This window comes from Aneurinibacillus uraniidurans (genome assembly GCF_028471905.1).
Lineage (GTDB): Bacteria > Bacillota > Bacilli > Aneurinibacillales > Aneurinibacillaceae > Aneurinibacillus > Aneurinibacillus uraniidurans.
Map to the genome: position 1 here is coordinate 3,588,400 of NZ_CP116902.1, position 23,006 is coordinate 3,611,405.

General features: G+C 42.8%; 19 protein-coding genes. 5 read left to right on the forward strand and 14 right to left on the reverse strand.

What is annotated here, in order from left to right:
* Positions 1–152: 152 nt before the first annotated feature.
* The 11 genes from hutG to hutP form a co-directional block, all read right to left on the reverse strand.
* On the reverse strand, positions 153–1,154 hold the full coding sequence (gene hutG / locus PO771_RS17960) for a formimidoylglutamase (RefSeq protein ID WP_272560999.1): 1,002 nt from the start codon (positions 1,152–1,154) through the stop codon (positions 153–155).
* Positions 1,129–2,430 (reverse strand): imidazolonepropionase, encoded by a 1,302-nt coding sequence (hutI, locus tag PO771_RS17965; protein ID WP_272563209.1) that lies wholly within the window; start codon positions 2,428–2,430, stop codon positions 1,129–1,131. Before hutI ends, hutG begins: the two co-directional genes overlap by 26 nt.
* Positions 2,431–2,441: 11 nt before the next feature.
* A complete protein-coding gene (gene hutU, locus PO771_RS17970; protein ID WP_272561000.1) occupies positions 2,442–4,112 on the reverse strand; it encodes a urocanate hydratase in 1,671 nt (556 codons plus the stop codon).
* Positions 4,113–4,255: 143 nt separating this feature from the next.
* Positions 4,256–5,755 carry a helix-turn-helix domain-containing protein gene (locus PO771_RS17975; RefSeq protein ID WP_272561002.1) on the reverse strand — a complete coding sequence of 500 codons (1,500 nt, stop codon included), beginning with the start codon at positions 5,753–5,755 and terminating at the stop codon, positions 4,256–4,258.
* A gap of 60 nt (positions 5,756–5,815) precedes the next feature.
* Positions 5,816–6,436: a HutD/Ves family protein gene (locus PO771_RS17980; protein WP_272561003.1), complete on the reverse strand. Its 621-nt coding sequence runs from the start codon at positions 6,434–6,436 to the stop codon at positions 5,816–5,818.
* Positions 6,437–6,539: 103 nt separating this feature from the next.
* A complete protein-coding gene (locus PO771_RS17985) occupies positions 6,540–7,775 on the reverse strand; it encodes a helix-turn-helix domain-containing protein (RefSeq protein ID WP_272561004.1) in 1,236 nt (411 codons plus the stop codon).
* Between the two features lie 135 nt (positions 7,776–7,910).
* Positions 7,911–9,470 (reverse strand): histidine ammonia-lyase, encoded by a 1,560-nt coding sequence (hutH, locus tag PO771_RS17990; RefSeq protein ID WP_272561006.1) that lies wholly within the window; start codon positions 9,468–9,470, stop codon positions 7,911–7,913.
* A 55-nt stretch (positions 9,471–9,525) separates the two neighbouring features.
* Positions 9,526–10,890 (reverse strand): MFS transporter, encoded by a 1,365-nt coding sequence (locus tag PO771_RS17995; RefSeq protein WP_272561007.1) that lies wholly within the window; start codon positions 10,888–10,890, stop codon positions 9,526–9,528.
* 297 nt (positions 10,891–11,187) lie between these two features.
* Positions 11,188–12,618 (reverse strand): amino acid permease, encoded by a 1,431-nt coding sequence (locus tag PO771_RS18000; protein ID WP_272561008.1) that lies wholly within the window; start codon positions 12,616–12,618, stop codon positions 11,188–11,190.
* A gap of 68 nt (positions 12,619–12,686) precedes the next feature.
* Positions 12,687–14,210: a histidine ammonia-lyase gene (gene hutH, locus PO771_RS18005; RefSeq protein ID WP_272561009.1), complete on the reverse strand. Its 1,524-nt coding sequence runs from the start codon at positions 14,208–14,210 to the stop codon at positions 12,687–12,689.
* A 329-nt stretch (positions 14,211–14,539) separates the two neighbouring features.
* The gene (gene hutP, locus PO771_RS18010) at positions 14,540–14,995 is read right to left on the reverse strand and encodes a histidine utilization transcription antiterminator HutP (RefSeq protein WP_272561010.1); all 456 of its coding nucleotides are present in this window, start codon (positions 14,993–14,995) and stop codon (positions 14,540–14,542) included.
* 304 nt (positions 14,996–15,299) lie between these two features.
* On the opposite strand from hutP, the gene PO771_RS18015 reads away from it, so the two are divergent.
* Entirely contained in the window at positions 15,300–16,400 is a 1,101-nt protein-coding gene (locus PO771_RS18015; protein WP_272561011.1) for a GerAB/ArcD/ProY family transporter, read from the forward strand.
* A 125-nt stretch (positions 16,401–16,525) separates the two neighbouring features.
* Here PO771_RS18015 and PO771_RS18020 read toward each other — a convergent pair whose 3' ends face one another.
* Positions 16,526–17,008: a DinB family protein gene (locus PO771_RS18020; RefSeq protein ID WP_272561012.1), complete on the reverse strand. Its 483-nt coding sequence runs from the start codon at positions 17,006–17,008 to the stop codon at positions 16,526–16,528.
* Positions 17,009–17,179: 171 nt separating this feature from the next.
* Here PO771_RS18020 and pdxR point away from each other — a divergent pair, with 171 nt between their 5' ends.
* The 3 genes from pdxR to PO771_RS18035 all read left to right on the forward strand — a co-directional run bounded on the left by pdxR (position 17,180) and on the right by PO771_RS18035 (position 20,152).
* On the forward strand, positions 17,180–18,565 hold the full coding sequence (pdxR, locus tag PO771_RS18025; RefSeq protein WP_272561013.1) for a MocR-like pyridoxine biosynthesis transcription factor PdxR: 1,386 nt from the start codon (positions 17,180–17,182) through the stop codon (positions 18,563–18,565).
* A 101-nt stretch (positions 18,566–18,666) separates the two neighbouring features.
* Positions 18,667–19,428, forward strand: coding sequence for an HAD-IIB family hydrolase (locus PO771_RS18030; RefSeq protein WP_272561014.1), 762 nt, complete (start codon positions 18,667–18,669; stop codon positions 19,426–19,428).
* A gap of 31 nt (positions 19,429–19,459) precedes the next feature.
* Positions 19,460–20,152 carry a M24 family metallopeptidase gene (locus tag PO771_RS18035; RefSeq protein WP_272563210.1) on the forward strand — a complete coding sequence of 231 codons (693 nt, stop codon included), beginning with the start codon at positions 19,460–19,462 and terminating at the stop codon, positions 20,150–20,152.
* A 513-nt stretch (positions 20,153–20,665) separates the two neighbouring features.
* Here the strand turns inward: PO771_RS18035 and cyoE are convergent.
* The gene (gene cyoE, locus PO771_RS18040) at positions 20,666–21,535 is read right to left on the reverse strand and encodes a heme o synthase (RefSeq protein ID WP_422665020.1); all 870 of its coding nucleotides are present in this window, start codon (positions 21,533–21,535) and stop codon (positions 20,666–20,668) included.
* Positions 21,536–21,753: 218 nt separating this feature from the next.
* Here cyoE and PO771_RS18045 point away from each other — a divergent pair, with 218 nt between their 5' ends.
* Positions 21,754–22,362, forward strand: a complete 609-nt coding sequence (locus tag PO771_RS18045) for a TetR/AcrR family transcriptional regulator (protein WP_272561016.1) — start codon at positions 21,754–21,756, stop codon at positions 22,360–22,362.
* Here PO771_RS18045 and PO771_RS18050 read toward each other — a convergent pair.
* The gene (locus PO771_RS18050) at positions 22,357–22,833 is read right to left on the reverse strand and encodes a staygreen family protein (RefSeq protein ID WP_272561017.1); all 477 of its coding nucleotides are present in this window, start codon (positions 22,831–22,833) and stop codon (positions 22,357–22,359) included. The two genes, PO771_RS18045 and PO771_RS18050, sit on opposite strands and share 6 nt — an antisense overlap.
* Positions 22,834–23,006: the final 173 nt, after the last annotated feature.

The window sequence follows — 23,006 nt, forward strand, 5'->3', positions numbered from 1 at the left end:
TTCTTCTTCACCCGTTCCCTTCTAAGGTTTATTCTTTCCTACCTACGTATATAACATGAAAAAGCCTCCGATCCGTTTCCGAATAGGAGGCAATGAACGCCATAACAAAACTTCAAGATAAAGTAAAGGTTGCTCCCGATACGCTGCAGCACTCACTTTCGATACTGTGCTTTTCGCTGCATAAACCCTGTCAAAAAGGTAAGCATTACATGAACCCCTGCCTTCACCGTAACCTGAGCTACATCACGATACGGATCAAGGCAGACAATATCCATCGCCTGAACAAGCGGATGGCTTCCAGCCAGGTAAACCGCTTCAAACAACTCATCCGTACGCATTCCACCAGGAGTGGCAGCCGGAACCCCCGGCGCATAAGCGATATCCAGTACGTCCATATCGACCGTGAGATAAATGACATCGACTTTTCCACTCAGATCATCCAATGCAGCTTGAATCGTAGAAACAATGCCCTTCTCTCTCACCTGACGCAGGGTGACATACTGAACACCTTTTTTGTCTGCATATTCTTTTAATGATTTCGCATTATAAAAGCCGTGCAGCCCTACATTCCACACGTCCTCACCAAGAATCGTACCGCTTTCGATCAAATTACGAATTGGCGTTCCATTGCTTGGACCGTTATCTTCAAGACTGCGTAAATCAAAATGAGTATCCAACTGCAAAATTCCAATACGCTGCTCTGGATGAGCCTGTTTCCAGCCTTTCACAAGCATCGCCGTAATCGAATGATCTCCTCCCAGCATAATAGGAAGTGCATGCGCATGATGCTGGCGCATCGAAACCATAGCGTCTGTGATCCACTGATGAGAAAGAGGAATATCGGTTACATGCTGGCGCACGTCTCCTAAATCCAAAACATGCAACGGAGTTAAATCGATATCATATTCAAGATGGTATGGATTAAATGCTTTCCATGCCTGACGCATCGCCTCCGGGTTTTCACTCGCCGCTGATGCGCTAATGGATGAACGGGACAGCGGAACCCCGAGGATGGTTACATCCACGGAGCTAAAATCCACTGTTTGTTCCTCACTAGAGAGAGTACGAATCCATTCGTTTACTTTTGGTTCCGTTCCTTGTGCGGCGGACCAGCGAAACGAAGGCGGCTTAAGCTGGGGATACGGATACTTCATGCGTCAAACTCCCTTTCTGCACCACAATCTTCCCTGCTTTAATCACAGTATCTACAAGATTCACGCCGTAGTTATACTGCATATACGAATAGTTTGGTGCGTCAAATACGACGAGATCCGCTGCTTTTCCTTTTTCGAGGCTTCCTACCCGGTGCGCCTGTTTAATCGCATGCGCCGCATTAATGGTAGCGGCAACGAGTACCTCAGCAGGTGTCATTCCCATCGTTAGACAGCCGAGATTCATGATGAACGGCATCGATTCACTCGGAGAAGAACCAGGATTCCGGTCTGTAGACAAGGCAACAGCTACGCCAGCGTCAATCATTTTCCGGCCATTGGCAGCCTCTGCCTTCAAAAAGAAGGCTGTGCCTGGCAGCAAGACCGCAACGACTCCTTTTTCCGCCATCTGCCGGATTCCTTCATCCGATGCCCGCAAAAGGTGATCGGCCGACACAGCTCCCAGACGCGCAGCCAGTTCCGCCCCCTGATACGGTTCAATCTCATCCGCGTGAATTTTCGGAAGCAGGCCATGTTCCATCCCTGCGCGCAAAATTCTCTCGGACTGTTCCGGTGTAAACACACCGTGTTCACAAAATACATCATTAAACTGGGCAAGACCGCTTTTAGCCACTTCCGGAATCATCTCATTTACGAGAATATCAACAAAACGATCTGGGTCGTGTTTATACTCAGCAGGCACAGCATGTGCGCCCATAAAAGTAGAAACGATATCGATTGGATGCGTATCCTGAAGTTGCTTCGCTACATGAAGCTGCTTCATTTCATGTTCTAACGTTAAGCCATATCCACTTTTCGCTTCCACTGTCGTTACACCGTATTGCAAAAAGCGATTGAGACGCTGGTACGCTTCCTTATATAATTCTTCTTCGCTAGCAGCCTGCGTTGCACGTGTTGTATTATGAATGCCGCCGCCCGCATTCATAATCTCCATGTATGTTTTGCCAGCGAGCCGCATTTCAAATTCATTTTCCCGGCTTCCGGCAAACACCAGATGAGTATGCGGATCAATTAGCCCAGGTGTCACTACTTTTCCTGACGCATCGATCACATCAGCTTCGTGAAGACGATCCTGATAAAAAGCTGTCACGACTTCATCCCGATCTACCATCTGGATAGAGCCGTCTTCTATCCAGACGGCTCCATCTTCAATAATGTGTAAATTGCTCATGGCTGTTCCTGTTACCGGTTGTGCAGATGTTCCTTGAAGTGTAACAAGCTGTGCTGCATGACGAAGCAGAATCGGTTTTTGTTTCATCATAACCCTCCTTAGCTTCGTAACATCGGAATATGAACGCCTTTATTTTTCGCTGTTTCAATTGCCAGTTCATAGCCTGCATCTGCGTGACGAACGACTCCCATACCCGGGTCTGAAGTTAATACACGTTCGAGGCGTTTTTCTGCCGCTTCTGTTCCGTCAGCTACAATAACCATTCCGGCATGCAGGGAGTATCCCATACCTACGCCACCGCCATGATGAACAGATACCCAGCTTGCGCCACCTACCGCATTAATCATAGCGTTAAGGATCGGCCAGTCAGCTACAGCATCACTGCCATCACGCATTGCTTCTGTTTCCCGGTTTGGCGATGCAACGGACCCGGAATCAAGATGGTCACGTCCAATTACAATTGGTGCTTTTAACTCACCATTGCGTACCATATCATTGATGATTTTCGCAAAACGTGCGCGTTCTCCATACCCTAACCAGCAAATGCGAGAAGGAAGCCCCTGGAATGCGATGCGTTCCTGAGCCATTTTGATCCAACGGCAAAGGTGCTCATTATAAGAGAATTCACGTAAGATCACTTCGTCTGTTTTGTAAATATCTTCTGGATCACCGGACAGAGCAACCCAGCGGAATGGTCCTTTACCTTCACAGAATTGCGGGCGAATATACGCCGGTACGAATCCTGGGAATGCAAATGCATTTTCTACCCCTTGGTCTAATGCAACCTGACGAATGTTGTTGCCATAGTCAAAGGCAACGGCTCCTCTTGCCTGCATATCTAAAATGGCCTGAACATGCACAGCCATGCTCGCTTTCGAACGCTTTACATACTCTTCTGGATCAGCAGCGCGAAGCTTTGCCCCTTCTTCCAGCGTCATGTTGGCAGGCAGGTATCCATTTAACGGATCGTGTGCTGATGTCTGATCGGTAATAACATCTGGGATAAAGTTTCGCTGAATCATTTCTGGCAAGATTTCAGCCGCATTTCCTAAGAGACCAATGGAAAGGGCACGCCCTTCTTGTTTCGCTTTTTCCGCAAGCGCAATCGCTTCGTCCAGCGTTTCCACAAGGATATCGCAATAACGAGTTTCGATACGTTTTTCGATGCGTGTGCGATCCACGTCGATCCCGATCACAACCCCATCGTTCATTGTAACCGCCAGTGGCTGAGCGCCGCCCATGCCGCCTAAACCGGCTGTAACCGTGATGGTTCCTTTCAGGCTACCTCCAAAATGCTGTTTCGCACACTCTGCGAATGTTTCGTACGTTCCTTGTACAATTCCTTGACTTCCGATATAAATCCAGCTGCCAGCTGTCATTTGTCCGTACATCATGAGACCTTTTTTATCAAGCTCATGGAAGTGATCCCAATTTGCCCAGGCTGGAACCAAGTTTGAATTTGCAAGCAGCACCCGTGGAGCATCTGGATGAGACTTGAACACAGCAACCGGTTTTCCAGACTGTACGAGCATCGTTTCGTCATCTTCCAGATTTTTCAGTGTGTGAACAATCGCATCGAAGCTTTCCCAGTTACGAGCCGCTCTTCCAATTCCCCCATATACAACAAGGTCCTCTGGCCATTCTGCAACTTCCGGGTCAAGGTTGTTGAAAAGCATGCGCAGCGCTGCCTCCTGAACCCACCCTTTTGTATTTAACTCCGTTCCGTGTGGAGCTCGGTATACTCGTTTTTGTCCTGTTGTTTTTTCCAACTTTCGTCACTCCTTTGTTCTTTTCTTACTTTTATTTTATTAAGAACGACGAATAGAAAGTAGAAGAGTGTTTTTGTAAATCATGAATGATTCAGTATATTGATATCGCTTTCTTTTTCTAATTCTGCAGATAAACTGGATTTTTATTTGTTTTTCTGGACTATCTTTTTATTTCTCCAGAGACGAGGAGAACAGCCCGTACACTCCTTGAATAGGCGGCTAAAATAATTAGGGTCATCATATCCGACCGCAAAGGCAATTTCGCGTACGGTCAGCGAAGTGGATGACAGCAAATGCTTCGCCTGCTTAATGCGCACATCCATTAGATAGTGACGGAACGTTTGCTCTCTTTGGGTCGACAGCACATGGCTGAAATAGCTTGGGCTTCGTTGAACATGGCTAGCTACTTCCTCCAAACTTAGATTGGAGCGGTGAAAATGCTCATCAATGTAGCGGAGACCTCTCTCAATAAAATCACCATGTGCATTTTCCTTCTGATTCTGCGCCTGTTGAATAATATCAAAAATAAAAAGCAGCACTTCTTGTACAATTCGAAATAACACGGGCATATGCAAAATGGTTTGGAAAATCTCCTGATAGCGAATTTCCATTTGCGATATCTTCTGAAGCTGATACGTTTGCATAAAGCGCCGCAAATGAGCAAGAATGCTCGTCATCCGAATCCGCAGCAGCTCAGGTTCAGGGAAACCCTGCGGAAATTCAGTGAACTGCTCATACATCCAGCGTTTAATAGCTGCTCTATCCCCTTCTTCAAGCATTGTCATCCATGCTCGCTGTTCAGCAGGAGTTAAGAAAGGATCGATTTCAAGGAAAGCAGGCGTGTCCTGAATGTGCACGATTTGCTGGTACCCCTTAAAAAAAATCATGTTTAAGGCCTGTAATGCTTTTTCGTAGCAATGATGAGCGGTTAAGGAGGAATACCCGACAGATGAAAGAACAATAAACAATCTACTTTCCTGTCTCCTCGAAGCTTCTCTTTCCATACGCCGCGCTTCCTGATGCAGCATTTCGCTTGTATAAAAAGGTAACAGGCAAACAATATGCTCACGTAATGGCAGGATATACGGTTGCTGTGCAAATGAATAATTCTCTAACCATTCCGTAAGCTCTTTTAGCTCCTTTTTATCTTCCGGCTGCACGATCATCATGCTGATATCGTTACCCATCGTTACTTCCATATCAAAAAATAGTGAAGCATACTGCCTTTGCAGCGCTTCCTTCTCTATCTCTACATCCGTTACCATTCGTTCTTTTTTCCGCTGCTTGCGAACTACCTTTGTAATGAGTGGTCTGATTTGATCAGGTGACAATGGTTTGACCAAAAATCCCGCTGCTTGTAATTGGGTCGCTTGCCAGGCTCTTTCGAAAACAGCTTCTGCTGTTACGGCGATAACAGCACCTGCATACTTTTCGATCGCCTGTATAAAAACATCCCAGCCGGTAGAAGGAATCATTTCAAGCTCTACAAAAAGCACATCCGGCTTGTACTCTTCCAGTTCTTTCATAAGCGATACCATATCTACAGCCTGGCGGATATCCGCAAATCTTATCGAATACGAATTCATCAACCATTCAATCCCGGTCCGTTCTGTTGAATCTCTGTCAGCAATAAGCAAACGCATAGAATCGTCCTTTCCTCATCTATATCGGAGATTACCATTTTGGAGGTCTCATTATATTCATTAATAAAAAATGCTTGCTTTTATGATACTAGCAGTTAATTCATCGTGATTACATACCTTTACTTTTATGGTTTTGCGTAAATTTTCCGCGTTTACAATCATTACGTCACCTTTCTCTAAAACCAAAACCTCATTTTCATCAATGATCGCTCGAACGCTTCCATTGACACAATAAAAAGCCTCAGATCTTTTTGCACCTTCCCTACTATATGCAGTATCTAACACTTCATTATGGATCCCTTTTTTGAGATGAATAGCGCGAAGTTCTCCACTGCACCCTTCTGCTAACATCAAATTAAAGTCCTTTACTCTACCCATACTTCGGGTTGTCCAGTCCCCGCTAAAGCGATCCTGTTCAAATGGCTTTAAAAGCACCTGATGCTTCCCCTCATGTTGAAGAAACATTTCCCCCTCCATGATCATAATGATTCTTTGGATGCCTGGAAGAGGCGTAAATACGGATTCTTCCACTTCAACATCTGCGGAACTAATCCGCCATTTGAAATCACGTTTCGTATAATCCGCATCTTCCGGATAAATTGCAAGTTGGGTTGTGATTCCACCTGACCAAAGGCTTGTTGTTTGTTCATTTTTTCTCATCATTTTTATTGAATAAGACAATTTATTATCCCCCTTGATACTTTCTGCATGAATAGTAAGAGGCCAAATCCTTACCTCATAAGGAAAGATTTGGACCTAAAATTGGTGTGTCGGTGTTTTGGATTCACGTACTTCTTAACTTGTTTGGATCTAGCGCAATATTGCGCGAACGATATTCGGACGGGCTGAACTGGTGCACTTTCTTGAACATGCGGCTAAAGTAGCTAGCATCCTGAAACCCAACCTGACTCGCGATCTGCTGCACCGTCAAATCAGTTGTCTCCAGATAATACTTTGCTTTTTCAAGACGAAGCTTGTTGATGAAATCAATGACGCTCAGCCCCACCTCTCGCTTGAACAAATGGCTGAGGTGATATTTACTCAGACAACAATATTGTGCTACTTCTTCCAGCATGATTCTCTCGTTCAACTGTTCCTTGATAAATCGGACGGCCTGACGAATGAGCGGGGAAACATACAGCGTCTGTGTTAACGCTATCTGTTCCGTCAATTGTCGCACATACGTGCACACCTTCTGAACGAACTTGTCGTAGCGGATCGTCCGATACAATTCCTGAATGAAATGGGCGTTCTCCGTCAAAATCGTTTCCGCACTGAATCCTGCCTCCAGCACCAGCCTCGATACCATCATCACCAAGTTGACTACTTCTGATTGAAATCGGCTAACATTATACTGATTGGCTTGTGCCACCTTTTCCAATAGTGTTGGCAAAACAGTGATGGCTCCCTCGACATCGCCGATATGAACCCTCGCTAGCAGGTCAACGCGCTCCCTCTCGATATTTTCTTTATAGGCGGACATCGTCTCGCGTGCTGCCGCTTCCGACTGTTTCTTTTTCATATATGAAAAAATCATACGGTTCCCCTGAAAAAAGCGGTCGATCATAGAATGCATCGCTTCCTGATATGAACGCTGTAGCATCACCGGATCGCTATAATACGTGCCGATACCGATCGAAACAGAAATCCGCTCCGCATCGCTTGCCTTCTGGATCTCGTTGGCGATCCGTATCGCGTTTAGGCTCAGGGGCGTCTGTTCCGTTTGTACAGGCAGTTCTATTAACAAAGCCACCACCCCTTCTTCAATCCAAAGCCAGGTAAACGGAGCGGTCACCATCTTACAGATCGCCTTCATCAGCGTCTGTCCCAATTCAATCTTCCACTCAATTTCTTTTCCAATGATCAAGTCTGGATAGCGATCAACAGAAACAAGCATGACGAGTGTAGGGTTAATCGTGACTCCGTATGCCTCCTGCATCTGTTCATATGTGTATTCATGCACAAATGTTCCCATAAGCAGCAAATGTGAAAAAGCCGCATGCTGAGGAAGTTGGTTCATATATTCAATCTCCTCTATTTGTGATATACCCCCTATATTGTAGCTTGTATGGCGTATTCATACCAAATCGAGAATGGGGACGAAGAAAGCAGCTTCCCTCTGACAAAAGGAGAAGCTGCTTTGCTGTATATTTTCCTAGAATGACATGCTGCCAATTCTTTCTTCCACAAGCTTGACGAATTCCCCATGATGAAGCTGATCGCGGATGTATTCGATATCTGGATAAAAATATCGATCCACTTTAACCGTTGGGACCATGCTGCGAATTTTTTGGTAGACGGCCTCCGTGACAGGCGATGGCTTCAACGGCTTGTGAAAATCCAGTGCCTGCGCCACGGTCATCAATTCAATCGCAAGGATGTACTCCACTTTTTTGGAGATGTGATACGCTTTCTTGGCTGCAAAGTACGCCATGCTCACCTGATCCTCCTGATTGGCACTCGTTGAAATGTTGTCAACGGTAGAGGGATGTGACAGCACCTTGATTTCCCCGAGAAGCCCTGCTGCCGTATATTGTGGAATCATATAACCGTTATTCAACCCTGGATTGGCTACAAGAAAGCTTGGGAGCTCGCTATGATGATGATTCACGAGCCGATCGATTCGCCGCTCTGCCATTTTTGCTAAATTGGCCATTGCAATACACATGGAATCACTGTACATCCCCACATAGGTCCCATCAAAATTCCCTCCCATCAGGGCGATGCCATCGTCGTCCTCTGGGTAAATAATCGGATTGTCACCGGTAGATGCCATCTCATTCTCAATCACTTCTCGAGCATCCTTGAGCAGCTTTTTGCAAGCCCCGTGCAGTTGGGGAATACACCGCAAGCTAAGCGCATCCTGCAGACGGTGGCTTTTGTATGCCTCTGCGATTTCGCTGCCTTTGAGGATGTGCAGGATCGTTTTTGCCGTCGCGGATTGTTCGTCGTGTTTCTTCACAGCATGCAATCGCGGATCGCACGCTTTTATTGTTCCTTTTAACGCTTCAAGAGACATCGCCCCCGCCACATCGGCTGTTTTGACGGCTTGACTGGCATTGTACAGGGCTAACGCTGCAAAAGCGGTGATCGAGGTGGTTCCGCTGATCAAAGCCAGCCCTTCCTTGCAACCGAGCTCAATCGGCTGCAATCCCGCTCTGTGCAAAGCCTCTTTTCCTTCCAACAGTTCTCCTTGATACCATGCCTTCCCTTCCCCGATCAGCACAAGCGCCATATGGGCTTCCGGTGCTAGATAGCCGACAGAGCCTTCGCCCGGTGCAAACGGAGTGATCTCCTCATTGAGTAGGCTGGCGATCAGTTGAAGCGCTTCCAATCGTACGCCCGAGTAACCTTGTCCAAGACTGACCAGAATCATGAACTGGATGGCCCTTACGATCTCTTTCTCCAGAGGCTCGCCGACGGAAACCGCATGTGAGCGAATAATGTTATGCTGCAATGTCGTGGCATCTTCCGGGGAAATCACCTCAGTGACGTTTTCACCAAAACCAGTGGTTACGCCATAAATAAGCCGATTCTCCCGCAAAAATCGTTCAATCAAGCTTCTCGATGCCACCACCCGATCGCAATACTGTTGTGAGAAAGACACTTTTGCCTTGTAACGGGCCACCGCCACCATTTCTTCAACCGTAACAGGACCCGTCCCCAGTACCACGTGTTCAAGTTCGCTTGGATAACGATGCGCTTCTTTTCCCATATTAAACCTTCCTTCCCATTGTAACGATCAGCAGTCCAATGATCCTGACTGCTTTTTACACACTCTCTATCTCCTGCACCTGCAGGGTCTGCCCCTCATCGCATAGTAAGTTGCTGGCTTCATTCAAGGCCAATGATTTGGTTTCCGGAGCCCAGGCAATGGATACAATTAACCCTATAAGTAGTACTCCAGTCATTCCAATCATTGTGAAATTCAATCCAAAAGAGTTGAGGCTTATCGGTAGAAAGAATGTTCCCGCAGCAGATCCAATCCGGCTAATTGCTGAAACAACTCCCACTCCTGTCGAACGAATTTCAGTTGGGAAAAGCTCGGCTGGATATACCAACGTAAGATTTCCCGCTGCAGCCATTACAAAAGTAAACACTACAAAGGCTATAATAACTAAGCTTTGTGGTCCATTGTGTAAAATACTAAGAATAAACAAAGAGACCGCAAGTATGGCAAAAGTGTTAATGGTAAAACCTCTACGTGAGAACTTCTCTATACACCAAAGACCGGCAATTGTACCAATAAGCAAGAATATATTTAATACCATGTCTACAAAGAAGCTTTCCGTAAAACCCATCGCACTTAAAATGACGGGAAGAAATGTATAAATGGCATAGTATGGAAGAACCTGACATGCATAAAAAAGACCACCAAAAGCTGTGTTTTTCCAAAGCTGTTTACTAAAAAGATCACGAAAACCATGCGTTGTTTCAGTATGATTGATAAGTGTTTCATCAATTTCTGCATGAGGACTAACGTATTTTTTTACAATTTGACGTGCTTCATCAATGCGTCCTACACTGACAAGCCATCCCGGTGATTCAGGCGTCCCGATTCGCAAAAGAAGTACAATAAAAGCAGGAATAGCTGTACTGACAAGCATCCAACGCCAGGATTCAGGACCTGTTTGCTCCAAATAATACCCAATAAAATTTGATGCTACATATCCAACTGTCCAAATTACGTTTAAAAAGGCTAATAGGAACCCCCGATATTTTCTAGGGGCAAATTCTGCAAGCAATGTCGATCCGACGGTGAAGTCCCCTCCAAGAGCAAATCCTATCAGTAATCGTAGAGCAAATAAAACGGCTGGATCATTGACAAAGAATTGTAAGACTGAAGCAATGGTAATTACCAAAAAATTTAACTGGAAAATTTTTTGTCTACCTATCCTATCAGCTAGCCTTCCAAGTACTAAACATCCTAGAAATACTCCAATTAAGGCAGAACTTCCAATCAATCCTTCCCATAGAGGGCTGAGCTTCATTTGAGGACTAAGCAAAGTAAGAGCCATTCCAATAATTCCAAGGGCGTAACCATCAGAGAAATTCGCTCCAAAAGTAAGTGCAGTAATCTTTAAATGAAACTTATTGAGTGGTACATCATCCATTTTAATCTTTTGTTCGTTCATCAAAAGATATCCCTCATTTCTCACTATAATGGTTCACTGTAACTAAAACACTACAAATAGAAACCGCTTTCAAAACTTATTTTAATTAATTTATACCTCCTTTTTGATAGAAATTTAAAATATCTACAAACTAATTTACTGTACATTCACTTTATCAAAGTAAAATATAGATAAATTATAATAATTCGAAAAAAATAAAACTATGGATAATAATTTGGATTACTAGCACAATATTGTTTGGATTAATTTTCATATAAAAAAAGAGGGGGATGTCCCCCTCTTTTTTTACTTAACCATTTATTCAGCATTTCCAACAAATTGAGTCGTTTCGATTTCGTTCGTTGTCTGCTCGCCTTCTTGTTTCTTTTTGATACGTAAGAAGTAGTAGAGGTAACAGCCAGCCATAAATGGAAGCCCACAGTATAGAGCCATTCGCTGCTCTGCATCAAATGCCATGCTAACAATCACAATTGAGCATAATACCGTGCAAAGAATAGGTACGAACGGATAAAGTGGAGTTCGATACTTTAACTCATCTAGTTTCCCCCCCGCTTCAAGAAAGCGCTTACGAAATAGGTATTGCGAAACACCCACTCCCAGCCACACGACAATACCCGCCAGACCCGCAACCGAAACAAGCAAGACATAAAGAGTATCTTCCGCTACAAAGCTGGACAAAAGTGACAGACAGGCAACCGCGAGAGTCGTGATCAAAGCGTTAAGCGGTATTTGTTTTCTGCTTAGCTTTCCTAAGAAAGGACTTGCCATTCCATCACGAGCTAACCCCCATAACATACGTGAACCCGCATAAAGCCCCGAATTCCCTACCGAGAGTACAGCAGTAAGAATAACAAAGTTCATAAAATCAGCTGCATACGGAATCCCAACTCCATCGAAAACCATGACAAATGGACTTTCGATTACACCGGCCTTGCGCCAAGGAATTAAACCAACTAGTACAATCATCGAAATCACATAAAAGAACATCGTGCGCCATGCAGTGGCACGGATCGAACGTGGGATCGTTTTTTCCGGCTTTTCACTTTCACCTGCGGCTACACCGATCACTTCAGTCCCTTGGAACGAAAAAGTAACAGCAATCATCGAAAGAAGTACAGCGCTAATTCCTTTTGGAAATAGCCCACCGTCATTCACAAAGTTGGAAAACATAGGAGCATGCTGTCCTTTTATAGAGATAAAGCCAAACAATACGGAACTGCCCACTACGATAAAGAGAATGATCGCAACAACTTTAATACTTGAAAACCAAAATTCTGTTTCCGCAAAACTTTTTGCCGAGAATGCATTCATCAAAAATAACGAGACAGCAAACACGATACACCACACCCATACCGGTGTCATCGGAAACCAGCGCTTCATTAACATTCCGGCAGCAGTAAATTCTACGCCCACTGTAACCGCCCAATTAAGCCAATACATCCACCCGATCGTAAATCCAGTGGCGGGTCCTATATATTTACTCGCATATGTTTGGAAGGAACCTGCTACTGGCATAGCAACAGCCAGTTCACCCAGGCAGAGCATGACAAGGTACATGAGGAAGCCTCCCGCGATATACGCGAGAACGGCTCCTCCTGGACCTGCTTGATTAATTGTATATCCAGCACCAAGGAATAAACCTGTACCGATTACTCCGCCAATCGAAATCATAAATAAATGTCTGCTTTTCATGGTACGCTGTAATTCGTGCTGATTCCCGTTACCCATATAACTATCATCTCCTTTACCTAATTTTTCTGTATCTATTCCAAAGTGTGCTACTCATTCCGTACGATTTATACAGTGAGTTCCTTAGGAGTTTGTTTGATTACCTGGTTAACGTCTGTTGCTTTTAAAAATTGGTCAACAGCGTTGATGTCTTTAGAAAAAATACGATCTTTTGTCATCGCCGGAGTAACGGTCCGCGCCATTGTATGGAATTGTTTTGTGATTGATGCTGTCTTCTCTACACCGCGATACTCAACCGCCTGGAGAGCGCATATTAATTCAATCGCCAGCACCTTACGGCAATTGAGAACTACTTGATACGCATGACGTGCACCGATCGTTCCCATACTTACATGATCTTCTTGATTAGCAGATGACGGAATCGAATCTACGCTGGCCGGATGGGCAAGTGTTTTGTTTTCAGAAACAAGTGCTGCCGCGCAATATTGCAGAATCATCGCCCCTGACTGTACACCCGGCTGTGGGCTCAAAAACGGTGGCAGATCATTCAATTGCGGATTCACAAGTCGCTCGATGCGTCGCTCTGAAATATTCGCAAACTCAGCCATGGCAATCGCTAAAAAGTCCATCGCAAGAGCAATCGGCTGGCCGTGGAAGTTTCCGCCTGAAATAACCTTTTCACCGTCATCAAAAATGAGCGGATTATCCGTTGCGGCGTTGATCTCAATTTCCAGCTTTTCTTTCACGTAATTAAGTGCTTGCCAGGATGCCCCATGTACTTGTGGAATGCAACGAAGCGAGTATGCGTCCTGCACACGAAGCTCCCCTTGTCGAGTAATCAACTTGCTATCAGCTACGTAGCTGCGAATCCGCTCTGCTACCGCGATTTGCTCCGGATAGCCGCGTACGATTTGTACTTCTTCCGCAAACGCATCGATGATGCCGCGCAATCCTTCCAGCGTCAGCGAAGCGATTAACTCTGATTGATACGCAAGCTGCTCCGCTTCTAAATATGCCACAACACCCATCGCTGTCATAGCCTGCGTTCCGTTAATAAGAGCCAGCCCTTCCTTCGCTGTTAACACAAGAGGTGTAATTCCTTCTTTCTGTAATGCAGTGAGTGACGGAACGATTTCTCCTTTATAAAACACTTCCCCTTCTCCAATAAGAGCGAGAGTCAAATGAGACAGAGGCGCTAAATCACCACTCGCACCAAGCGATCCTTGCTGCGGCACTACAGGGTGGATCTGCTTATTTAACAGGGCAAGCAAGCAGTCAACGACCTGACGACGTACACCGGAGTGCCCTTTGAGCAGAGCATTCGCTCGCAACAGAAGCATTGCCCGCGATACGATTTCCGGAAATGGTTCGCCAACGCCGCAAGCGTGACTGCGAATCAAATTGAGTTGCAAACTTTCTACATCTTTTTGATCAATCACAACATCACTTAGTTTGCCAAATCCTGTGTTAATTCCATATGCTACGCGATTTTCTGCCACAATTTTTTCAACGGCTCGCCGACTAGCATCTACACGTTCTAAACTTTCTACTGAAGCTACCACCTTTTCATTGTTATACAAAACGGCCTTCACATCCGCCAATGTGAGTGAATGTCCTTTTACTGTAATCATCTGTTCCAGCCTCCTTTTTTTATACAAAAAGGGGGGCTGCATACACTTAAATAGAGCGAAAAAATCGCTTTCTTTAAGAAATATGCAGCCCCCTGATTTCTACTTACCAACTATGGGCTATTCATATTCAATCGTCATACTGTCTAACACAATACATAATGAAGCGCTTACAATACATAGTATACATCACTGATTAACCTTTTGCAAAACTAAAACTCTGGACTAACTCCTTATGCAAACGGCCATCTTTATACTTCGTACTATTCTTCAACTCATTATGATTATTATCAATATACAGAAGAGTTATAAAACAGTCAAGTGTTATTTACCTAAATATGATTAATGCCAAGCCCTAATGTTTCGTGCTCCAATCCTCTAACAGGAGCTCCGATTGTTCCGTAGAGTGCAACTGCAATCCACTCGTCCTCCCGCTCCTGATCATACGGTCTTCCTCTCACAATCGCAAAGTTTAATCCAACGGTGCGAAGCACGGTCCCAAGTTGAACCTGTCCCCTGGTTACCCCTTGCATCGCTTCAAGAATGGCGTGATACAGCGAATGTGTCTCACGGTAAAACGAACCATCAATGATTGTTTTTTTCGCAGCTGTTTCCACTGCAGCAACGACCTTGTGAGCATCCATCGAGCCTACTTTTCCCTTGCAGAACCGATAACCTACATTTTTCAATTGTGCAAGCAGAACGCTTTCTGCTTCATGATCGCCTTCTTCCAGAAGAGCCAGCTGCATTGCCATCTTTCCAATTCGACGTTCAATGTATAAAGACATATCTGCACACTCCCGCGTTTTGGATTTACTTACTTCTTACTCTATTTCCTCAGCCTTTTTTGATACATCGTATAATGTTTCAGATCCTTTGTATTGTAATCCATCTCATCACTCCGTTCCATCCAGAATTTATTTCCTATACTCCTTATTTTCATCGTAAAATATTCGATCTGGTCAACTATTTATTCGACTAAAAGGAATAATAAGTAAAAACAGCTTCAAAATAAAGAAGAATGGGGATTATCATCATGTGGAAAAAATCGCTGACGTACCTTCCTAAACTGAATATAAGGTCACTTACATTATGCTAATCAATACAAAAGACCAAATCACAACAACGCAAGCTACTTTGATTGTATGGAATACCATTATTGGGGTAGGAATTCTTATGTCTCCTAGGGAAATCGCAACAAAAGTCGGTACACCTGATGGGTGGATCTCCGTGCTCCTGGGTGGTTTTATTGCCCTGTTGGCGGGGTATATACTCGCCAAGTTGAGTCAACGCTTTCCCGGACAGACATTCTACCAATACAGCCAGATCGTAGCCGGAAAATTTTTAGGTAAAGTTCATGGATTCATACTAATTATCTATTACACTTTCTTCGCTGGATATGAAGTGCGTGGGATGGGCGAGCTGATCCACATGTACTTATTGCAAAATACCCCGATAGAAGTGATTATAATCGCTTTTATAAGTGTAGTAACATATATTACGGTGGAAGGAGCAAATCCTATCGCACGTATATGTGAATTTTTTTTCCCGGTTATATTCATCATTATTTTAGTGTTATGTGCATTCAGTTTCGGGGATTTCGAACTAGATAATGTTCGTCCCGTGCTTGGGGATGGGGTTATGCCTGTATTAAAAGGTGTTCAAAGCACAGCCCTTTCTATGGGTGGCTTTGATGTTATGCTACTTTTTACTGCCTTTATGAAAGAGCCAAACAAAGCGGTAAAGGCTACGCTTTTGGGGATTGGTTTGATTATTCCTGTGTATACTCTCATTGTAGTAGTTTCCTTTGGTGTGTTAACAGTAGATGATATACAGACGCTGACATGGCCTATGGTAGAAGTATCTAAATCCATTGAACTGCCCGGAGGATTTTTCGAGCGATTTGAATTGTTACTTTTGATTCTCTGGGTCATAACGATATATACAACGGTTATTTGCTATTACTATGTAGCAAGTCTGGGACTCGGACAGCTGTTTCAGAAAGACCATAAAAAATTTGTTTATGGATTGCTACCTGTTATTTATATCATTGCCATGTATCCAGACAATTTGAACAGCGTATTTAAATTCGGTAATTATCTTGGCTATGCAGCCATGGGTATTGTAGGAATCATGCCGTCCTATTTCTTGATAATTGCCAAGATAAGAAGGAAAGGACTCGGAAAAAACTAAGCGGATTTTTGATTGTTTTTTCAATCTGGTTAGCTGTTATCTCAAAACACAAAAAGCCTCCGATTCGGTTCCGAATAGGAGGCAACGAGTACGATAGCAATTCGTAACGTATTACTTTTCCTGTATTATCTTTCAACTTGTTCGATTTTCAGACCAAAGATCTGGGGCGGTTCGATTCCGTTCATCTGAAGATATGTGGACAGCTGCCCCCGATGATGAATCTCGTGTTCTGTCAGTGCCATCATAATTCTCCAGGAGCTTACTTCATGTCCATGTAAAGTTGGAACCTTTTTTTCCAGGAGATCATTTCCTAAGCTCAATAAGCCCTCCATTAACCTTGTATGACAGGCTTCCATGTACGGAATAATTTCCTCGATAGTTTCCCCTTTGCTGCTTTCATGACCGGGGTAACTCCATTTCCCATGCTCGAATACGCTCAAAAACATAAGCTCAGAGGAAGCAAGATGGCGCAGTATATCTCCCGTTGAAAATTTATCCTCCGCCGGTTTCCATTCCAGGATTGAATTCGGTACAGCCTTTACATAGTTCATGGTACGCTTGCGCAATCCGCCTAGAAACTCTACAAATTCCTCTACATTATGGATCATACATACCCTCCCTGTTATAAGGTTGATGACACGTACATTCATATTTCATGCTTTATATCGCAAATCCTTTTTTTGTACAGGAAAAAATCGGTTCTTGTTCGATGTATAAATCTTGATTGTTGGACAATTATTGATAAACTTAATTTTAATTTTGAAGAAACGAGGAATAAAATGCGTGAGTTTTCTTTAAATCTTTTGTCCAATCCAAAGCCTTTATTTTTTCAAATTTATAGCTATTTTAAAGATGAAATATTACAAGGCCAATTACAATATGACGCTTTTCTTCCCTCCATACGAAGCTGTGCACAATCACTTAAAGTTAGTAAAAATACGGTAGAGAATGCCTATCACCTTTTAGTGTCAGAAGGATACATATGCAATATCCCCAAAAAAGGGTATAAGGTAGTGCATCAAGGCGAAAAGAGCATTCATGATCACTTATCTATTTCAAATGACTCATATAACCAACATATACATCTCGATTTTCGTTATGGAAATATTGAACTTGCTGCATTCCCTTTTAACCAGTGGAACAAAGTGCGTAACACCTTTATAGCTAATAATCAAAGTGATTATAGGGTAGAAGGGAAATCACAAGGGGAATACGTCTTACGGAAAGAACTATCAAGATTACTGTACGAATCGAGAGGAGTAGTATCTAATCCCGAACAAATTATTATTGGTTCTACTCCTCAGCAACTTGTATCTTTTTTATGCCAGCTCCTAGCAGTGGATAAACATATCATTGGGGTAGAAGATCCCGGATACGATGGGGCAAGGAACACTTTTTTAAACCACGGTTTCCAAGTGTGTGCGATTCCTTTAACCGCAGACGGAGTTTCGATAGAAGAACTTGAGAAAAGTCATGCCGATGTTATGTATGTAAGCCCTTCTCAGCAATTTATGAATAAGATGGCTATGTCTCAAGACAAAAGACAACAACTGATTCAGTGGGTCTATTCGAATCAATACATTATAGAGGATGACTACGAATGGGAATTTAAAGATGGAGACGGTTATTTACCTTCTATTCAAAGTCTATATCCCGAAAAGGTAATTTATATTGGCAGAATTTCAAAAGCGTTATTACCAGTCTCCAATATAAGCTACCTGGTACTTCCTTACGATGTACTCTCTTTATTTTACGCAAAAGTGCCAGAATATGATCAGCCTGTTCCGAGGCTTGATCAATTAACTTTTTCACAATATTTATCTGACGGCTATTGGTATAAGCATTTACAAAAGATGCGAAAAAAATATGAAGAGAAGCGGAAAGCCTTTTTTGAAGCTATATCACACAATATGAGGAGTTTAGTAGAAATCGAAGGGAAAGATATAGGCCTACACGTTTTCTTAACTGTCAAAACAGATAAAACAGAATCTGAGTTAATTGGGCTGGGTTTAAAAAAAGGCGTTAAAGTTTATGGAACATCTAGATATTGGTTTCATCGGGCAGATAAGTATCCAACTGTACTGCTCGGTTACGGAGCTTTAGATTGTAGTCAGATTTATACCGGCATAAAATTACTGGCTGAAGCTTGGTTTGAATCCGTTTAATCTCAGCTTGTCCTACCCACTTTATCCGTTCTGTCCCTTTAACCGTAAAGAAGTTCTGTTTACTATGTATGTACATCATACTTATTAAGGTGGGTATATACATGAACTTTATTTTTGATATGGATGGAACCATTTGCTTTAAGGGACAACCCATTTCGAAGAACATTTTAGATCTTTTATTGGAGTTACAGGAATCCGGTCATTTTGTTGGATTTGCTTCTGCACGACCTTGTCGTGACATGCTGCCGGTTTTAGATGACCGATTTAACAACCATCTTTTAATCGGAGCTAACGGGGCGATGACGTACTACCAAGGAAAGCCCCGCTTCTTTACTCCGATTCCGACTACATTAGCTGAAGAAATCGTTACTATACTGGATGATTATCATGCTGAATATCTCATTGATGATAAGTGGAACTATGCTTTCAATTTGAAACCGCAGCATCCTTTTCTTATGAATGTAGATCCACATAAGTTGGCTACTCATATAGCAATTGATCAAATTGAGTCTTTCATTAAAATTGTTGTGTTATCTTGCACTAACTTTGAAGAATTATCGCGGAGAATGGCACAGTTAGATGTCACCATTCATTATCATTCTGCTGAAGGTATTTTAGATATCACATATAAAGATGTGAATAAAATGGCCGCCCTGGAGCAATCAGGTCTCTCTCTAGAGCCGTTTGTTTGCTTTGGAAATGACATGAACGATCTCCCGTTATTTAAAAAGGCTCACCACTCCGTCGTAATCGGTGAATATGAACCTCTTCTTATGATAGCGAAAGACCAAATTTTGGTTGATGAAAAAACCGAACAAAATATTATCTCGAAACTACATGAGCTTAGTACCGTATTTGTTTAACAGAATAATTTACGAGAGGTGAGAGGAAATGATGAATCAGTCCCTGGAGAAAAAGCACGTATCTCTGCGCGATGCTGAAAAGAAGGCTGAAGATCTATTTAAAGCGATCGAAGAAAAAGGCATCCTACGTGGCGGTGTAACGGAAAAACAAATCAATCAAGAAATTTATGAGTTAGCCTTCCAAATGTTCGGTATTAAGAAATATTGGCATAAACGTATTGTGCGAGCTGGAAGGAACACCTTATATCCTTATCGTGAAAATCCACCAGATTTAACTGTGTCGGAGGAAGACATTATCTTTCTTGACTTCGGCCCCATCTTTGAAGACTGGGAAGCTGATTTCGGTCGGACATACGTTCTTGGAGAAGATCCAATGAAAATAAAGCTGCGTAATGATCTTGAACAAGCTTGGGAAGAGGGAAAAGCCTTCTTTCAATCCAATCCAACTATTACAGGCAGTGAACTTTTCGCATTTGCTTGTGATCTTGCGAAAAAGTATGGATGGGAATTCGGAAGCCCAATTGCAGGTCACCTCATTGGTGAATTCCCTCATGAACAAATTCAAGGAGATGAAGTTGAAAACTATATTCATCCCGATAATCCAGTTCCCATGAGAGAACCTGATCAGAACGGCCAGACACGAGACTGGATTCTAGAGATACACTTTATTGATCGGGAACTGAAAATCGGCGGCTTCTTCGAGCAGTTATTAACAGTTGAATAGATTGTTAAGATAAGAAATAACGCAGGAGAGTCCTATTCACTCTGTAACGTAGACAACGGTAGACCGGGAAAAGTGGCTGGTCTACCGTTGTGCCGTCATACTCTTCATTTTTTTACAAAACGATAGACTATGTATACAATCAGACCGATAAAAACAATTCCCCCGACCTGAAATAATGCTGTCATCGGCTCAAAGCTTCTTCCCATTATTCTCTCCCCCTCACTTTGCTTCGGCATGTGAATGGTTTCAGTTTTCTTATCCCACGTAATCGTAAGCATCCATTCATCATCTTCCAAAGCTTCTAGTGGACATTTACTACAGCTTCCTCCAGCACTGATTTGATGATCAGGACCCAGTGTTGCAAGTCCACTATTTGATAAAGGAACTTTGTCATTGTTCTTAATTTCATATTGAACCCTACCAACCTTTTCAGGACTTTGTCCTTTGAGTGTCCAATCATACAGTAAGGGCTATGCTGAAACATCCTTTTTTGCACAAAAAATACCCGTTATTTTAACGGGTAAAAAGAATGCCAATAAGCGAGTAAATAATAACTGTCGAAAATAAAATGGTCATATGGAAAAGCGAAAAAACAAACAGAGCCTTTGCCCATTTCTCCGGGTCCATCCTTTTATAACCGACAACACTTAAGACAAGCCATGCCACACTTAAAAGAAGTGCAACTAACATAATCCCAACACTTAAAGACCCAAAAAGAAAACTGACTGCAACTAACACCACTAAATAGATATTCGTTTGTATATATGTTCGCTTCACACCTTTAACAACTGGAAGCATAGGGATATTTGCCGCCTCATATTCAGTGTGTTTACGAATCGCGATCGCATAAAAGTGAGGCATTTGCCAGATAATCATAATCAAAAAAAGTCCCAGAATTGCAGGATGCGTAACGTCTGGATGAATCGCCGCCCATCCTATAAGAGGTGGCATGGCTCCAGAAATACTTCCCACCTCCGTATTATAAATCGTTCGCCGTTTACTCCACATCGTGTATGGGACTACATAAAAAAACAAACCCAGAAATCCTAAGAATGCCGCTAGCGGCGTTGCTAGTGCCAGTACCGCTAGTCCAAGAATGCTCATCACAATTCCAAGCCATAATACAGACTTTGGCTTTATTGCACCGGTCACAGTCGGTCTATGTTTTGTTCTCTCCATAACCGCATCAATATCACGATCATACAAGTTATTAAACGCACCTGCGGCACCCATTACCAAAGTCGAGCCAATCAAAGCACATAGTATTTCGGGAAGTTTAGCAGACAAGCTAATCTGATATGTATATAAGGCCAATGTCAATCCTGCAAACATCGGAATCAGATTTGATTTAATAATCCCGGTTTTAACGGTTTGTGCCAAAATGTTTGATAAAGTCTGTTTCGACGTTGTGCGAGAGGCTTTTAGAACATCTGTATCTTTCCTTACAACACTTCGCAATGTTACCCTCTTTCCTTTATCTTTATTTTTAGATTCACATGAATTGTACATAATCCTCAGAACTTATATACTTATTGGTATATATATTCTAAGTGGTATATTAATTCTATATGGTACAATTGTCAAGAAAAGGAGGCGCGATAGTGGCCAAACGAAGATTAACTCAAAAAGAGCGCAAACAGGAAACACGACAAATGCTCCTCGAATCCGCTGCGGAAACTTTTGCGCAACTTGGTTTTCATGGAGCCTCTGTCGATAAAATTGCGGAGTTTGCCGGATTTAGTAAAGGGGCTGTTTATGCCCATTTCGAATCCAAAGAAGAGTTGTTTCTCGCTTTACTAGAGCAACAAATTCAATCACATGTAAATCTCATTCATGAAGTGTGGAGCGAACAGCAATCATTCGATCATGTAATCGAAAACATAGATGATTATTTCCATTTAGTTAGCAAAAAAAGCCGCGTATGGAGCATCCTGAGCATGGAATTTCTCTTATACGCAATGCGTGATGAATCTGTACGCAAGAAATGGGCGGCTCTGATTATAGAATCCGTAGACAAAATTTCTAAAATCATTGGGAAGATGATGTCAGAAAAAAATCATGAATGCACTTTATCTTCAGAAGAACTAGCCTGGACAATTCTGTCACTAGAGAACGGCATGACCATATTTTCTCATATTACCGGAGAACGTACGCCTCCAAACCTATATGGAAAAGCACTACAAAACATACTCCGCCAAGATATATCATGAACCTTGGTAGATTTGTTTTAAGTATTGACGTGGTGTACCGTAATAAAAAACATTCCTATACTCTGGATAAACAGATTCATAGGAAAGGTAGATGGGGGCATCAAGCAGGACGGGATAAGTAGAATAAAACGGTATGTCTCCATATATAATTCCTTTTAGTGCAGTGTCCATTTCTTTTTTGAATACGTTAAAACGGATGCCTGAAACATTTTTGTCGAATTCTCCACCGTCTACATATGCCTTTCCCATTAAAATTAAAAGACCCTGCTGATTTTTCACCCATTCTGCCAGTACTTCATCTCGCATTTTCCAGTTAATAGCCTCATAATTGTACACACATCCAATATCCAGAAATAATTCAGCGGTAATGTCAGAATGGGTAAGCGTATATTTCCTTCCTTCAATCGGGTGGTAAAAAGTGGCGGGTGGAATAAATTTCACAAATAATTTCTGTGGGTTAAAAACAGACATATATTTCTCCCCCTGTAAGCAAGCATAGTAGTTTAGGAACTTCAGAAGTCAATTACTATACATTTACAATATGTGGGTCATTAACTATATGACTGTGTTCATGCCCATGAAGGATATAAGCAAAGGCTGTACCCTTTATATCGAGTACAGCCTTTGCTTATTGACGCTTCTTT